Annotated in this window: 15 protein-coding genes; all 15 read right to left on the minus strand. The window is 35.2% G+C overall.

Features of this window, described 5'->3' with window-relative positions:
• Positions 1-21: 21 nt before the first annotated feature.
• The gene (gene rpsC / locus J3477_RS16795; protein WP_206871094.1) at positions 22-687 is read right to left on the minus strand and encodes a 30S ribosomal protein S3; all 666 of its coding nucleotides are present in this window, start codon (positions 685-687) and stop codon (positions 22-24) included.
• A gap of 17 nt (positions 688-704) precedes the next feature.
• Positions 705-1,040: a 50S ribosomal protein L22 gene (gene rplV, locus J3477_RS16800; protein ID WP_183279207.1), complete on the minus strand. Its 336-nt coding sequence runs from the start codon at positions 1,038-1,040 to the stop codon at positions 705-707.
• A 24-nt stretch (positions 1,041-1,064) separates the two neighbouring features.
• Entirely contained in the window at positions 1,065-1,346 is a 282-nt protein-coding gene (gene rpsS, locus J3477_RS16805; protein WP_206871095.1) for a 30S ribosomal protein S19, read from the minus strand.
• A gap of 69 nt (positions 1,347-1,415) precedes the next feature.
• A complete protein-coding gene (gene rplB / locus J3477_RS16810) occupies positions 1,416-2,249 on the minus strand; it encodes a 50S ribosomal protein L2 (protein ID WP_206871096.1) in 834 nt (277 codons plus the stop codon).
• A 57-nt stretch (positions 2,250-2,306) separates the two neighbouring features.
• A complete protein-coding gene (gene rplW, locus J3477_RS16815) occupies positions 2,307-2,603 on the minus strand; it encodes a 50S ribosomal protein L23 (protein ID WP_206871097.1) in 297 nt (98 codons plus the stop codon).
• On the minus strand, positions 2,603-3,223 hold the full coding sequence (gene rplD, locus J3477_RS16820; protein WP_206871166.1) for a 50S ribosomal protein L4: 621 nt from the start codon (positions 3,221-3,223) through the stop codon (positions 2,603-2,605). The genes rplW and rplD overlap by 1 nt, the downstream gene beginning before the upstream one ends.
• Before the next feature lie 25 nt (positions 3,224-3,248).
• On the minus strand, positions 3,249-3,878 hold the full coding sequence (gene rplC / locus J3477_RS16825) for a 50S ribosomal protein L3 (protein WP_206871098.1): 630 nt from the start codon (positions 3,876-3,878) through the stop codon (positions 3,249-3,251).
• 83 nt (positions 3,879-3,961) lie between these two features.
• Entirely contained in the window at positions 3,962-4,270 is a 309-nt protein-coding gene (gene rpsJ, locus J3477_RS16830; protein ID WP_206871099.1) for a 30S ribosomal protein S10, read from the minus strand.
• Positions 4,271-4,975: 705 nt separating this feature from the next.
• The gene (gene tuf / locus J3477_RS16835) at positions 4,976-6,169 is read right to left on the minus strand and encodes an elongation factor Tu (protein ID WP_206871100.1); all 1,194 of its coding nucleotides are present in this window, start codon (positions 6,167-6,169) and stop codon (positions 4,976-4,978) included.
• A 46-nt stretch (positions 6,170-6,215) separates the two neighbouring features.
• Positions 6,216-8,279, minus strand: a complete 2,064-nt coding sequence (fusA, locus tag J3477_RS16840) for an elongation factor G (protein ID WP_206871101.1) — start codon at positions 8,277-8,279, stop codon at positions 6,216-6,218.
• A 75-nt stretch (positions 8,280-8,354) separates the two neighbouring features.
• Positions 8,355-8,825: a 30S ribosomal protein S7 gene (gene rpsG, locus J3477_RS16845; RefSeq protein ID WP_183279214.1), complete on the minus strand. Its 471-nt coding sequence runs from the start codon at positions 8,823-8,825 to the stop codon at positions 8,355-8,357.
• Positions 8,826-8,966: 141 nt separating this feature from the next.
• Positions 8,967-9,344, minus strand: a complete 378-nt coding sequence (gene rpsL / locus J3477_RS16850) for a 30S ribosomal protein S12 (RefSeq protein WP_206871102.1) — start codon at positions 9,342-9,344, stop codon at positions 8,967-8,969.
• 68 nt (positions 9,345-9,412) lie between these two features.
• Entirely contained in the window at positions 9,413-9,652 is a 240-nt protein-coding gene (locus J3477_RS16855) for a ribosomal L7Ae/L30e/S12e/Gadd45 family protein (protein ID WP_206871103.1), read from the minus strand.
• 154 nt (positions 9,653-9,806) lie between these two features.
• Complete coding sequence (rpoC, locus tag J3477_RS16860; protein WP_206871104.1) at positions 9,807-13,343, minus strand: DNA-directed RNA polymerase subunit beta'; 3,537 nt, start codon at positions 13,341-13,343, stop codon at positions 9,807-9,809.
• Positions 13,344-13,364: 21 nt separating this feature from the next.
• Entirely contained in the window at positions 13,365-17,063 is a 3,699-nt protein-coding gene (rpoB, locus tag J3477_RS16865) for a DNA-directed RNA polymerase subunit beta (protein ID WP_206871105.1), read from the minus strand.
• Positions 17,064-17,280 lie beyond the last annotated feature (217 nt).

Here is a 17,280-nt window from a genome sequence, read left to right on the forward strand (position 1 = left end):
GATGTTATTCCTCCTTTCTTACTATGCGTTTACTTGTTCTTTCTCTACTTTTTTAGTTGGAAGAACTTCTCCATTGTAAACCCAAACTTTTACTCCGATTTTACCGTAAGTTGTATCTGCTTCAGCAAATCCATAATCTATATCTGCTCTTAAAGTTTGTAGTGGAATTGTTCCTTCATGATAAAATTCAGCTCTTGCAATTTCAGCTCCGCCAAGTCTTCCTGAACAAGCAGTTTTAACACCCTTAACTCCAGTCTTCATAGCTCTTTGTATTGTTTGCTTCATTGCTCTTCTGAATGATATTCTCTTTTCTAATTGTGAAGCTATGTTTTCAGCCATTAATTGAGCATCAGCTTCAGCACTTTTAACTTCCACTATGTTAATTAGAACGTTCTTTTCTTTTATGAACTTTTCTAACTTAACTTTTAGACTTTCAATACCAGATCCACCTCTACCGATGATAACACCTGGTTTAGCAGTGAATATATTTAATTTTACTCTCTTTGCAGCTCTTTCGATTTCAATCTTAGAAATACCTGCTGAGTATAATTCTTTCTTCACGAATGTTCTTATTTGATGATCTTCAACTAAATTGTCTGCGAAGTTCTTCTTATCAGCATACCATTTAGCATTCCAATCCTTAATAACGCCAACTCTTAATCCATGAGGATGCACTTTCTGACCCATCTGTTTCCCTCCTTCTATTAAGCTCTTTCTTTAACAACTAGTGTTATATGACTTGTTCTCTTGTTTATTCTGAACGCTCTACCTTGAGCATGAGGTCTGAATCTCTTTAATGTTGGTCCTTGACCTACATGTGCTTGTGCTACAAATAATCTGCTAACATCTAAACTATGATTGTTTTCAGCGTTAGCAACAGCTGACTTAAGTACTTTGTTTATTACTTCAGCAGCATCTTTTGGAGTGTATTGTAATATAGCAAAAGCTTCATTAACATTTTTTCCTCTTATTAAATCAAGAACAACTCCTACTTTTAAAGGAGACATTCTTACATACTTAGCTATAGCTTTAGCTTCCATTCTAAGTTCCTCCTTTCCAGGCTATTACTTTCTCTTTGAAGTCTTTTCTGTATCAACATGACCTTTGAAAGTTCTTGTCAATGCAAATTCACCTAATTTATGTCCAACCATATCTTCTGATACATAAACTGGAACATGCTTTCTTCCGTCATGTACAGCAATTGTATGACCAATCATTTCTGGGAATATAGTTGAGCTTCTTGACCAAGTCTTTACAACTTTCTTGTCACCAGCTTGATTCATTTCTTCTATTTTCTTCATAAGACCAGCATGCACGAAAGGTCCCTTTTTAGTTGATCTACTCACTAGAATATCCTCCCTTCACTTTCCGAATAAGTTAGTAAGCTATGAAGAGAATTAAGCACTCTCTTCATACTACTTTTTGTTTCTTCTCTTAATAATGAATCTATCAGAGTATTTTTTATGCTTTCTTGTCTTGTATCCAAGAGCTGGTTTACCCCATGGTGTTAATGGTGATGGTCTACCTACTGGTGACTTACCTTCACCACCTCCGTGTGGATGGTCTACTGGGTTCATTACAGATCCTCTTACAGTTGGTCTCCAACCCATGTGTCTCTTTCTACCAGCTTTACCTATCTTGATGATTTCATGTGTTAAGTTTGATACAGTACCTATAGTAGCTCTGCATTCAATTCTAACATATCTCATTTCACCTGAAGGTAATCTTAAAGTAGCATATCCGCCTTCTTTAGCCATTAGCTGAGCAGCTGTACCAGCCGATCTAACCATTTGGCCACCCTTACCAGCTTGTAATTCTACATTGTGTACAAATGTACCAACTGGAATGTTCTTTAAAGGAAGAGCGTTTCCTGGTTTTATATCTGATTCTGGTCCTGATACTATTACATCTCCAACTTTTAATCCAACTGGAGCAAGTATGTATCTCTTCTCACCATCAGCATATACAACAAGTGCTATATAAGCAGATCTGTTTGGATCGTATTCTATAGTAGCAACCTTTGCTGTAATTCCATCTTTGTTTCTTTTAAAATCGATAATTCTGTATTTTCTCTTAGCTCCACCACCGTGGTGTCTAACAGTTATTTTACCCTGTGCATTTCTACCACCAGTACTACTTAATGATACAAGAAGTGATTTCTCAGGTATATCAGTAGTTATTTCTTCGAAAGTAGACATAGTCATATTTCTTCTGGATGGAGTGGTAGGGTTAAACTTCTTAACTGCCATTTAAATTCCCTCCTTCTTACGCTTATCTGGCCTTACGACCAATAACTGCTTTTATTATTATTGCATTCCTTCAAAGAATTCAATAGTTTTGCTATCAGCTGCTAATTTAACTACAGCTTTTTTGAAGTCAGCTCTCTTTCCGATGTGAACGCCAACTCTCTTTGTCTTTCCTTCAACTCTCATAGTTTTAACATCTTCAACTGTTACGCCGAAAACTTCTTCTACAGCTTTCTTTATTTGAACTTTGTTTGCTGATTTATGAACTATGAAGGTGTATTTTTTTTCTGCCATTATTGCCATACTCTTTTCAGTTATAACTGGCTTTCTTATTATATCATGGCTTGTTAAATTCATTATGCGTACACCTCCTCAATCTTAGCTACTGCATCTTTAGTGATCACTAGCTTATCATATTTTAATAAATCATAAACATTAATATTATTTACTGGAACTACTGCAACTCCAGGAATATTTCTTGCTGATTTATATACATTTTCGTTTGATTCAGCAGTTACTATTAATGTCTTCTTTGCTTCTAAAGCATTTAAAAGACTAATAACTTGCTTTGTCTTTGGAGCTTCGAAATCTAAACCTTCAAGAACTAATAAGCTGTTATCAACTACTTTACTGCTTAATGCAGATTTCATAGCAACTCTTCTCATAGTCTTTGGTATAGATACTCTATAACTTCTTGGCTTTGGTGCAAATACGATACCACCGTGTGCCCATTGTGGTGATCTAGTTGAACCCTGTCTTGCTCTACCAGTTCCTTTTTGTCTCCATGGCTTTATTCCACCACCTGAAACTTCAGCTCTTGTTTTAGCTGATTGAGTTCCTTGTCTTTTATTAGCAAGCAATGCTACAACTACTTGATGCATTGCATGTTCATTTATTTCAACTCCGAACACATTTTCATTTAATTGGAAATCTCCAACTTTTTGTCCTTCTTTATTAAATAATCCTACTACAGGCATCATTATTCCTCCTTTCTACAGAAAATTAACCCTTAACTGAGTTTCTTATAACTACAGTTCCCTTATTAGGACCTGGGATACCACCCTTTATTAGTATAAGATTCTTTTCAGGCATTACTTTTACAACTTCTAAATTAAGAACAGTTGTATTTTCAGCACCCATATGTCCAGGCATTTTCTTATTCTTAAATGTTCTTGATGGATCTGAAGAAGCTCCCATTGAACCAACAGATCTGTGGAACTTAGAACCGTGAGTCATTGGTCCTCTGTGTCCATTCCATCTCTTTATTGTTCCTTGGAATCCCTTACCTTTTGATATACCAGAAACATCAATTTTTTCTCCAACTTGGAATAAGTCAGCTTTTATTTCTTGACCTATTTCATAAGCTGATACATCTTCAAGTCTGAACTCTTTAAGACGTCTCTTTAATGCAACACCAGCTTTTGCAAAGTGTCCTTTCATTGGTTTGTTAACCAACTTTTCTCTTACATCACCGAATCCAACTTGTATTGCTTCATAACCATCTTTTTCAACAGTCTTCTTTTGAACAACTACACATGGACCAGCTTCAACAACAGTTACTGGAACAACTTTTCCATTTTGATCAAATATTTGAGTCATCCCAATCTTTTTTCCTAATATTGCTTTTTTCATGTGGTTACACCTCCTAAACTTATTAGCGGATTACTATCAAGCAATCATAATAGTTCAAAATCATAAAAACTTATAATCTAAAATTAAAGCTTTATTTCGATATCTACACCTGCTGGAAGATTTAATCTCATTAACGCATCAACAGTTTTTGGTGATGGATTAACGATATCGATTAATCTCTTGTGAGTTCTGATTTCGAACTGCTCTCTTGAATCCTTATATTTGTGAACTGCTCTAAGAACTGTTATAATATCTTTTTCTGTAGGTAGTGGAACTGGTCCTACAACCTTTGCTCCAGTAGCCTTAGCAGTTTCAACAATTTTTTCAGCTGATTGATCTAATATTGTGTGATCAAACGCCTTTAATCTGATTCTTATTTTTTGTTTTGACATCTGCTTTCCCTCCTTTTCATGTACGCATTACTTCTTACGCACAACAGCGGAACTTCTGTAAACTGCACCGGGTGTTTCGTAATTTTAGAAATAGTAATACAGATTCCCTGTCGTCGGATTCTAGATCCAGACATACTCATCAAGAATTACCGGGAAGTCCCGCAACCTCTTGATTCATCACTGTTAGCTTTGCAACTTCTTTATTATACTATGAACCAATTTGATTTTCAAGCTTTTTTTATCTTTTTACTTCATCTTTGCTAAATAATCTATTTATTATACTTTCTCTGAAATTTGTCCTCAAATTCCGTTAAATTACTACACATTTTCTTATTTTGCTTATTATTTATTTTTCTATTCATTTTAATATGTACAAGATTAAAATCACTAAACATTTTTTACCACACTTAAACTAATTATACCCAGCTTACTTCATTATAATCTTTTAAAGAATAAAAAAATAGCAAGTAAAGACGTCTCTTTACTTGCTATTTAAGGCCTTTTTGAACTTATGAATTAATATTGCGCTTATCAATTCACGTTTAAGTATATACTCGAACCATTCCTTTACTCTAAATAATAATCCTAGTTTGCGCAAACTATTTTTAGTATTCAGATTCAGGCATATTTCCCGAAAGTTCAACCGGTACTAATCAAAACAATTTATATAAATTATAATTTAACACTAACTAAATGTGAAGAATATTAGCCGATGATGCTAGTAACAACACCTGAACCTACAGTTCTTCCACCTTCTCTTATAGCGAATCTTAATCCTTCATCCATCGCTACTTGAGTGATTAATTCAACGTTCATGTCAATGTGGTCTCCTGGCATAACCATTTCCATTCCATCTGGTAACTTGATTGATCCTGTTACGTCAGTTGTTCTGAAATAGAATTGTGGTCTGTATCCATCGAAGAATGGTGTATGTCTTCCGCCTTCTTCTTTCTTAAGTACGTATACTTGACCTACGAACTTGTTGTGTGGGTTTACTGATCCAGTTTTTGCTAATACTTGACCTCTTTCGATGTCTGCTCTTTGAACACCTCTTAATAGAGCTCCTATATTATCTCCTGCTTGTGCTTCATCTAGTAACTTTCTGAACATTTCTATTCCTGTTACTACTACTTTTCTTCTTTCTTCTGATAAACCGATTATTTCTACTTCTTCACCTACATGTAGTATTCCCTTTTCAACTCTTCCTGTTGCAACTGTTCCTCTACCTGTGATTGTGAATACATCTTCTATTGGCATTAAGAATGGCTTATCTGTTGCTCTTTCTGGTGTTGGGATATAGTTATCTACTGCATCCATTAACTCAGCGATACAAGCTGTTGCAGCTTCATCTGTTGGGTTTTCTAATGCTTTTAATGCTGATCCCTTTATTACTGGAATGTCATCTCCTGGGAAGTTGTATTCGCTTAATAATTCTCTAACTTCCATTTCAACTAATTCTAATAATTCTTCGTCATCAACCATATCTGCTTTATTTAAGAATACTACTATATAGTCAACACCTACTCTTGATGCTAGTAGTATATGTTCTCTTGTTTGTGGCATTGGGCCATCTGCTGCTGATACAACTAATATAGCTCCATCCATTTGTGCTGCTCCTGTTATCATGTTCTTAACATAGTCAGCATGTCCTGGACAGTCAACGTGAGCGTAATGTCTGTTTTCTGTTTGATACTCAACGTGTGCTGTATTGATTGTGATTCCTCTTTCTTTTTCTTCTGGTGCCTTATCTATTTCGTCATACTTAAATGCTTCTGCAAATCCCTTGTTTGCTAATACTGATGTTATTGCTGCTGTTAATGTTGTCTTACCGTGATCTACGTGTCCTATTGTTCCGATATTTACGTGTGGCTTATTTCTTTCAAATTTAGACTTTGCCATTTTTGAATTCCTCCTTAAAATAACTTTTATATAATTAAGCTATCTATTAAGCTTTTTTACCTGCTATTTGTTCTTGAATGCTCTTTGGTACTTCTTCATAATGATCGAATACCATTGTGTAAGTTCCTCTACCTTGAGTTCTTGATCTTAGAGTTGTAGCATAACCAAACATCTCTGAAAGTGGAACGAATGCTCTGATAACTTGAGCTCCATTTAAAGCTTCCATTCCTTCGATTCTTCCTCTTCTTGAGTTAAGGTCACCCATAACATCTCCCATGTACTCTTCAGGCATTGTAACTTCAACTTTCATTGAAGGTTCAAGTAATACTGGGTTTGCTTTAGCCATAGCATTCTTAAATGCCATAGATCCAGCGATCTTAAATGCCATTTCTGATGAGTCAACTTCATGGTATGATCCATGAACTACTTTTACCTTGAAGTTTATAACTGGGTATCCAGCTATAATACCATTCTTAGATGCTTCTTGAATACCGTTGTCGATAGCTGGAATATATTCTCTTGGAATAGCTCCTCCAACAACACCGTTTTCAAACTTGTATTCTCCTTCATTTGGTTCCATTTCAATAACGCAATGACCGTATTGTCCTTTACCACCTGATTGCTTAGCATACTTAGCTTCTGCTTTAACTGCAGCTCTAATTGTTTCTTTGTAAGCAACTTGAGGAGCACCTACATTACATTCAACCTTGAATTCTCTTGTAAGTCTATCAACTATAATTTCAAGATGTAATTCACCCATACCAGCTATAATTGTTTGACCTGTTTCTTGGTTTGTGTAAGTTTTGAATGATGGATCTTCTTCAGCTAATTTAGCAAGAGCTAAGCCCATCTTTTCTTGACCTGCTTTTGTCTTTGGCTCTATAGCAACATTTATAACTGGTTCTGGGAATTCCATAGACTCAAGAACTATTGGTCTATCTTCATCACATAAAGTATCACCTGTTGTAGTGTTCTTTAAACCGATAACTGCTCCTAATTCACCTGCTTCTAATTCTTCAACTTCTTCTCTAGAATTAGCATGCATCTTAACAAGTCTACCAATTCTTTCTTTCTTATTCTTAGTTGAGTTAAGTACATATGTACCACTCTTCATAACACCAGAATAAATTCTTGTAAATGCTAACTTACCAACAAATGGGTCAGTAGCTATCTTAAATGCTAGTGCTGACATAGGAACATCATCTGATGCTTCTCTTGTATCAGCTTCGCCTTCTAAGCTTGTTCCTTGAACTGCAGGTATATCTAATGGTGATGGTAAATAATCAACAACTCCATCAATCATTAACTGAACACCCTTGTTTTTGTATGAAGAACCACATATACATGGAACTATTTGATTAGCTATAGTAGCTTTTCTTAAAGCTGCTTTTAACTCTTCTGCAGTTATTTCTTCACCTTCAAGGTATTTCATCATTAATTCTTCATCAGTTTCAGCTATAGCTTCAACCATTGCAGCTCTATATTCTTCTGCTTGATCTGCTAATTCTGCTGGTATATCTTCTTCTCTTACATCTTTTCCAAGATCGTCATAGTAAACTTCAGCCTTATTCTTTAAAAGATCTATTATTCCTTTAAAGTTTTCTTCTGACCCAACTGGTATTTGTATTGGAACAGCATTAGCTTTCAATCTATCTCTAACTGTATTAATACATCTGAAGAAATCTGCTCCAGTTGCATCCATCTTGTTTACATAAATCATTCTTGGAACTCCATACTTGTCTGCCTGTCTCCATACAGTTTCAGTTTGAGGTTCAACACCTGATTTTGCATCTAATACAGTTACAGCACCGTCAAGTACTCTAAGAGATCTTTCAACCTCTATTGTAAAATCTACGTGTCCTGGTGTATCTATTATATTTAATTCATGATCTTTCCATACACATGTTGTAGCAGCAGAAGTAATAGTTATACCTCTTTCTTGCTCTTGAACCATCCAGTCCATTGTTGCTGCGCCTTCATGAACTTCACCTATTTTATGACTCTTTCCAGTGTAGAATAATATACGCTCAGTAGTTGTTGTCTTACCAGCATCTATATGAGCCATTATTCCAAAGTTACGGAATTTTTCTAACGAAAATTTTCTAGCCATGAAACATTTCCTCCTCTCGATTTATGTTATAAATTCGACAAAACTGCTTTGGCACAAGCCAAAACAGTTTTATGATTAGTATCTGTAATGAGCGAATGCTTTATTAGCCTCAGCCATTCTATGCATATCTTCTCTCTTCTTAACAGCTGCTCCAGTATTATTAGCTGCGTCTAAAAGCTCGTTAGCTAATCTTTCTCTCATGTACTTTTCGCCTCTGTTATTTGAAGCTGCAAGTAACCATCTAAGTGCTAGAGTCTGTCTTCTTTCAGGTCTAACTTCTATCGGAACTTGGTAGTTTGCTCCACCTATTCTTCTAGCCTTTACTTCAAGTAATGGCATGATGTTATTCATAGCTGTTTCAAAAACTTCAATAGCTTCCTTACCTGTTCTTTGAGCCATGATTTCAAATGCGTCGTAGCATATTTTTTGAGCTACTCCTTTTTTACCATCTTCCATAACACTGTTTATTAGCTTAGTAACAACCTTTGAGTTGTAAACTGGATCTGCTAATACATCTCTCTTTGCAATATGTCCTTTTCTTGGCACTTTTCTTCCCTCCTTAACAATTTAATTTTAAGTTCATCGGTACTCGGTAAATTAATACCGCAAAGCGCTCTGACTTCTGCTATCTAAATAAATCTATATAAATCTATGTAAATGCTGAAGACATAGCACTGTCAGCAAAAATTATTTTTGCTTTGGTCTCTTAGCACCATATTTTGATCTTGACTGCATTCTGTTAGCTACTCCAGCAGAGTCTAATGCTCCTCTTACTATGTGGTATCTAACACCAGGAAGATCCTTAACTCTTCCACCTCTTATAAGAACAACGCTGTGCTCTTGTAAGTTGTGGCCAACACCTGGAATGTAAGCTGAAACTTCATATCCATTAGTTAATCTAACTCTCGCAATTTTTCTAAGCGCTGAGTTAGGCTTCTTTGGAGTAGTAGTTTTAACTACAGTACAAACTCCTCTCTTTTGAGGACATTCCTTTAGTGCTGGTGCAGTTGATTTAGTTGCTAGTGTCTTTCTGCCTTTTCTTACTAATTGGCTTATAGTTGGCATTCATTTCACCTCCTGAAAGTTTTTGAACTATCTATATAAATATTAGGTGTTCGCTAAGTTAATTTAAGTTACTCTAGCATAAGTGTAGCAGCAGAACCTACTTCTATACCACACATACGACCAAGTTCCTTCATTGTATTAACATACTTTACTTCAACACCATGTTCTTTAGCCAAATCCACTATTGGATTAACTAGCTTTTGTTCAGCATCTTTAGCTATATAAAGAGTTTTTCCCTCTCCATTTTTCATGGATTTGATACATTGCTTAGTGCCTATGACCTTTTTACCTAAAAGTCTGTCTATCATGAAAATTACCTCCCTAATAAACAGTAACATAGAGGTAAAGCATCAGACTTTACCTCAATGCTATCATTAAAACAAGTTAATCTTGTAGAATTGTGCTAAATCACACAAATTGTATTGTATCATCTATCAATTTTACTGTCAATATAATTAATTACTACTCTTCCAAAGCATTTGCAGTCTCTTTTTCAGCTAAACTGCTTTCTGTGCTCAATTTTACTGATCTGTACCTCATCATACCAGTACCAGCAGGAATTAGTTTACCAATTATTACATTCTCCTTTAATCCAAGTAGCGGATCAATCTTACCCTTTATAGCAGCATCAGTTAAAACTCTAGTAGTTTCTTGGAATGATGCAGCAGATAAGAAGCTGTCTGTTGCAAGAGCTGCCTTTGTTATACCAAGAAGAACTTTCTCACCTTGAGCTAATTCTCCTCCAAAAGCTTGAACTCTTTCATTTTCACCATCAAAATCAAACATATCTATTAATGTACCTGGAAGAAGCTCAGTATCTCCAGATTCAGTAATTTTAACTTTTCTTGTCATCTGTCTAACAACTACTTCTAGATGCTTATCATTGATATCAACACCTTGAAGTCTGTAAACTTTTTGAACTTCGTTTAGAAGATATTGTCTAGCTCCATCCACGCCTTTAATTGCCATAACATCATGTGGATTTACTGAACCTTCTGTAACTTCATCGCCGGCTTCTATTACGCTTCCATCTGAAACTTTAAGTCTTGATCCAAATGGTATATCGTAGCTATATTCTTCACCTTCATTTGAAGTTATTATAACAGTTCTCTTCTTCTTTGTTTCTTCTACTCTTGCTGTACCTGCTATTTCACTTACTATTGCTAATCCCTTTGGCTTTCTTGCTTCGAACAATTCTTCAACTCTAGGAAGACCTTGAGTTATATCTGCTCCAACAACTCCACCAGTATGGAATGTTCTCATTGTAAGCTGTGTACCAGGCTCACCAATTGATTGAGCTGCTACTATACCTACAGCTTCACCAATGTTGATCTTTTGTGCTGTTGCCATGTTCATACCATAACATCTAGCGCAAACTCCAACCTTAGCTTTACATGTAAATACAGATCTAATCTTTATTTTATTAACTCCAGCTGCAACAATCTTATCTGCCATATCATTTTCTATATATGTTTGTGCAGGAACTATAAGTTCTTTAGTTGCTGGATTAATTATATCTTCTGCTATATATCTTCCGACAATTCTTTCTTTAATGGTTTCAATTATTTCATTACCATCTTTTATCTCACTTACATATAAACCTTCTTCAGTGCCACAGTCCTCATGTCTTACTATAACATCTTGGCTTACATCAACAAGTCTTCTTGTTAAGTATCCTGAGTCAGCAGTCTTAAGAGCTGTATCGGCATTACCTTTTCTAGCACCGTGAGTTGATATAAAGTACTCTGATACATCTAGACCTTCTCTAAAGGAAGCTCTGATCGGTAATTCTATAATCTTACCTGATGGACTTGCCATAAGACCTCTCATACCAGCAAGCTGCTTAATCTGAGATTTAGATCCTCTGGCTCCAGAGTCCGCCATCATGAATATTGGATTGAATTTATCCAAACTGTCCATAAGAGCATTGGCAACTTCTTCAGTTGTCTTAGTCCATTTTTCTATAACTCTTTCATATCTTTCTTCTTCAGATATGAATCCTCTTCTATACATTTTCTCAATCTTTTCAATTGTTTCATCTGTTTCTCTTAAAAGCTCATACTTAGCATCTGGTACTATCATATCTGATGCCGCTACTGTTACAGCACCTATTGTTGAATAGTGATACCCTTGTGCCTTTATCTTATCAAGCATAACAGATGTCATTGTTGGACCATGAACCATATAACAAGCATCTATAATTTTTCCTAAGGATTTCTTTGTTATCAAGAAATCAACTTCTAGATTAAATTCGTCTGCTGGATTAGTTCTATCAATAAAACCTAAATCCTGAGGTATAGATTCATTAAATATTATCATACCAACAGTAGTTTTGATACTGCCTGATCTTCTAATTCCATCCACAACCTTAGACATTCTTACAAATATCTTTGCATGGATTTCTATTTCCTTAACTTGGTAAGCCATTATAGCTTCTTCAACTGATGCAAAATGTCTACCTTCTCCTAGAGCTCCATCCTTATCCATTGTTAAATAGTATGAACCTAATACCATATCCTGTGTAGGAACAGATACTGGTTTACCATCTGATGGCTTAAGTATATTTCCTGCAGCAAGCATTAAGAATCTTGCTTCGGCTTGAGCTTCCACTGATAAAGGAACATGGACAGCCATTTGGTCTCCATCAAAGTCTGCATTATATGCTGTACATACAAGTGGGTGAAGCTTTATAGCTCTACCTTCTACAAGCACAGGTTGGAAAGCTTGAATTCCAAGTCTATGAAGAGTAGGAGCACGGTTAAGTAATACTGGATGATCTGCAATTACATCTTCAAGTACATCCCATACTTGAGGCATTACTCTTTCTACCATTCTCTTTGCACTCTTTATATTGTGAGCTACTCCATCTTGAACTAGCTTTTTCATTACAAAAGGCTTAAATAATTCTAGAGCCATTTCCTTAGGAAGTCCACATTGGTACATCTTAAGTTCAGGTCCTACAACTATAACAGATCTTCCTGAGTAGTCAACTCTCTTACCAAGTAGATTTTGTCTAAATCTACCTTGCTTACCTTTAAGCATATCTGATAGAGATTTTAGAGGTCTGTTTCCAGGACCAGTTACCGGTCTTCCTCTTCTACCGTTATCTATTAAAGCATCAACAGCTTCTTGAAGCATTCTCTTTTCATTTCTAACGATTATGTCAGGAGCTCCAAGATCTAATAACTTCTTAAGTCTGTTATTTCTGTTTATAACTCTTCTGTAAAGATCATTTAAGTCAGATGTTGCAAATCTTCCTCCATCTAATTGAACCATTGGTCTTAAATCTGGAGGTATAACTGGAATTACATCAACAATCATCCACTCAGGATAATTTCCTGATTTTCTGAATGATTCTATAACTTCAAGTCTTCTTATAACTCTAACTCTTTTTTGCCCAGTGCTTGTTTTTAATTCTTCTTTTAGCTCAACTGATGATCTTTCTAAATCAATTTCAGCTAATAAGTCTTTAACTGCTTCAGCACCCATTCCTGCAACAAAGCTTTCTTCACCATATTTATCTACAGCTTCTCTATATTCTTTTTCATTTAGAAGTTGTTTCTTTAATAGTGGTGTTTCCTTTGGATCTATAACTATATAAGATGCAAAGTATAAAACTTTTTCTAATGCTCTTGGTGACATATCAAGTATTAATCCCATTCTAGATGGTATTCCTTTAAAGTACCAAATGTGAGATACTGGGGCAGCCAGTTCTATATGCCCCATTCTCTCTCTTCTAACCTTAGCTTTGGTAACTTCAACACCACATCTATCACAAACAATACCTTTATATCTAACTCTCTTATACTTACCACAATGACATTCCCAGTCTTTTTGTGGTCCAAATATTCTTTCACAGAACAAACCATCTCTTTCTGGCTTTAGTGTTCTATAGTTTATAGTTTCAGGTTTTTTTACTTCACCTCTAGACCATTCTCTTATCTGTTCTGGAGATGCCAATCCTATTTGTAAAGCGTCAAAATTATTTAACTCAAACAAGGGTATATCCTCCCTTCACTTTTAGTGTTCATCATTGAAATCATCAAGTTCTAAGTCTGTATTGAATTCGTCAAAATCTAAACTATCGTAATCTATATCTTCTTCAGTTTCTTCTCCGCTAGTATAACTATCGTCGACCTCTGGAGTTTGTGGCACTATATCTTCAGTACCTTCTATATTTACTTCTAATTCTTCTATATCTTCATCTACAAGTTCTTTAAGTTTAACTTCTTCCTTATCATCATTTAAGACTCTAACATCTAAACATAAAGCTTGTAGTTCTTTAATTAGAACCTTGAATGATTCTGGTACACCTGGTTCAGGAATATTTTCACCTTTAACGATTGACTCATAAGTCTTAACTCTACCTACAACGTCATCTGACTTAACTGTTAATATTTCCTGAAGTGTATGAGCAGCACCATAAGCTTCTAATGCCCAAACTTCCATTTCACCAAATCTTTGGCCTCCGAATTGAGCTTTACCACCTAGTGGCTGTTGTGTAACCAAAGAGTATGGACCTGTTGATCTAGCATGTATCTTATCATCAACTAAGTGAGCAAGTTTTAATATATACATTATTCCAACAGTAACTTCATTGTCAAACTCATCTCCGGTTCTACCATCTCTAAGTTTTGTCTTTCCATTTCTGTTGTATCCTGCTTGTTCTAAACAATCTTCTATATCAGTTTCAGTAGCACCATCAAATACAGGAGTTGATATATGCCAACCTAATCTAGAAGCAGCCCATCCTAAATGAACTTCTAATACCTGACCTATATTCATACGAGAAGGAACTCCTAGTGGGTTCAAGCAGATCTGAAGCGGTCTTCCATCTGGTAAGAATGGCATATCTTCTTCAGGTAATACTCTAGAGATAACACCCTTATTACCATGTCTACCAGCCATCTTGTCACCAACAGATATCTTTCTCTTTTGAGCGATATAACATCTTACAAGTTCATTTACTCCTGGAGGTAATTCATCTCCATTTTCTCTTGTAAAGACTTTAACGTCAACTATTATACCAGCTTCTCCATGAGGAACTCTTAAAGAAGTATCTCTAACTTCTCTTGCTTTTTCACCGAATATAGCTCTAAGTAATCTTTCTTCAGCAGTAAGTTCAGTTTCACCCTTAGGTGTAACCTTACCAACAAGAATATCGCCTGATCTAACTTCAGCACCAATTCTTATTATTCCTCTGTCATCAAGATCTTTTAAAGCATCTTCTCCTACGTTTGGTATATCTCTAGTTATTTCTTCAGGTCCTAGCTTAGTATCTCTAGCTTCACATTCATATTCTTCTATATGAATCGAAGTAAATACATCTTCTCTTACTAGTTCTTCAGAAATAAGCATAGCATCTTCATAGTTGTATCCTTCCCAAGTTATGAAACCAATTCTTATATTTTTTCCTAGAGCTATTTCTCCAAGGTCTGTAGAAGGTCCATCAGCTAATACTTGATTCTTAGCTATCTTCTCTCCCTTTGAGATTATAGGTCTTTGATTTATACAAGTACCTTGGTTACTTCTCTTAAACTTAAGAAGTCTATAAGTATCTATTCCACCATCAGAATCTCTCTTAATTCTAATTTCATTTGCACTTACGTATATGGCTTCACCAGCGTTTCTAGCCTTAGGAAGAACTCCTGAGTCTACTGCCGCTTTAAATTCAATCCCCGTACCAACTACAGGAGCTGCAGGTTTTAAAAGTGGAACCGCCTGACGTTGCATGTTTGATCCCATAAGTGCTCTTGAAGCATCATCATTTTCTAAGAATGGTATCATTGCAGTAGCAACTGAAACTATCTGTCTTGCAGAAACATCTACTAAATCAACTTCTTCTCTAGGGACAACTAAAACTTCTCCCTTTTCTCTTACTGTTACTCTCTTATCAACAAAGTTACCTTCTTCATCTATAGGTTCCTTTGCTTGAGCAACTAGGTATTGATCTTCTTCATCTGCTGTGAAATATCTTATTTCGTCTGTAGCTTTTCCTGTTTCTTTGTCTACAACTCTATAAGGAGTTTCTATAAATCCATACTCATTAACCCTTGCAAAGGTAGCAAGTGAGTTTATAAGACCTATATTTGGTCCTTCTGGAGTTTCTATAGGACACATTCTACCGTAATGAGAATGATGAACGTCTCTTACTTCAAATCCTGCTCTTTCTCTTGAAAGACCTCCTGGTCCAAGAGCTGAAAGTCTTCTCTTATGAGTTAACTCTGAAAGCGGATTTGTCTGATCCATGAATTGAGAAAGCTGTGAACTACCAAAGAACTCTTTAATAGCCGCTGCTACAGGTCTTATATTTATTAATCCACCTGGAGTTAAGCCTTCTTGATCTTGTATAGTCATTCTTTCCTTTACTACTCTTTCCATTCTTGAAAGACCAATTCTAAATTGGTTTTGTAGTAACTCACCAACAGATCTAAGTCTTCTATTTCCTAAGTGGTCTATGTCATCAACATATCCTACACCCCAAGCTAAGCCAAGTTCATAGCTTATTGTAGCAAATATATCATCTCTTACAATATGCTTAGGTATAAGTTTATTTATGCTTTTCTTTATTGCTGTCTTTATAGACTCTTCATCTGAGTAGTTATCTTTAATTTCTTTTAAAGTTGGGTAATGAACTAATTCTCTAATATTCAAATCATCAGTGTTAAAGCTGAATTGCTTATGTATGTTAACAAAGTGATTACCGATTACTCTAATTACTTTATCATCAACAATAATATCAACTGCATTAATTCCTGAATCTTGAATTTCTTCTGCCTTAGCTCTTGATATCTTTTCACCCTTTGAAACTAAAACTTCACCAGTTTCAGGATTAACAATATCAGTAGCAGCAATTTGATTTGCTACTCTTAAGTTAATTGCTAACTTCTTGTTAAACTTGTATCTACCTACTCTTGATAAATCATATCTCTTTGCATCAAAGAATAATGAATCTATAAGTGACACTGCACTATCAACAGTTGGTGGTTCACCTGGTCTTAACCTCTTGTATATTTCTAGTAAAGCTTCTTCTTTTGTCTTAGTATTATCTTTTTCAATACTAGCTTTAAATCTTTCGTCTTCGCCAAAGTATTCAACAAGCTCTTGATCGCTTCCAAAACCCATAGCTCTTGCTAAGATTGTTATTGGTAGTTTTCTTGTCTTATCTATTCTTACATAGATAACATCGTTTGAATCTGTTTCATACTCTAACCAAGCACCTCTGTTTGGTATAACTGTTGAAGAATAAAGTTTTTTACCACTTTTATCAACAGCAAAATTATAGTATACGCCTGGTGATCTTACCAATTGTGAAACTATAACTCTTTCTGCACCATTAATAACAAATGTACCTTGTTCAGTCATCAGTGGGAAATCACCCATGAAAACTTCTTGTTCCTTTATTTCACCAGTTTCTTTATTCTGGAGCCTTACTGCCACCTTTAGTGGAGCAGCAAATGTTGCATCTCTTTCTTTACACTCTTCTACTGAGTACTTGATATTATCTCTATCAAGTTTGTAGCCTACAAATTCAAGTACAAGATTTCCAGTAAAGTTTCCTATTGGATTTATGTCATCAAATACTTCTTGAAGACCTTCATCTAAAAACCACTGGTATGAATCTAATTGCACCTCAATTAGGTTCGGCATTTCTGCAACATCTTTTACCTTTCCAAAGCTCATTCTAGTTCTTTTTCCATTTTGGACAGGATGTACCATCAACTTTCACCCCTTGTATAAACTAAAATAACCAATAAACATAAAAATGCTATTGGAGTTAATACACTGCATTTAATTATTTTGCCTAAATTTTATAATTTAATTCATAACTTTCCAATTTACATGTGAAAAGTTATATTTCAATGCAATTAAATATACTACCATAACATTGAATAGTTGTCAATTAAATTTATAAAAATACATTATAATGTATTTA

Source organism: Clostridium zeae (assembly GCF_017312485.1).
Lineage (GTDB): Bacteria > Bacillota > Clostridia > Clostridiales > Clostridiaceae > Clostridium_AR > Clostridium_AR zeae.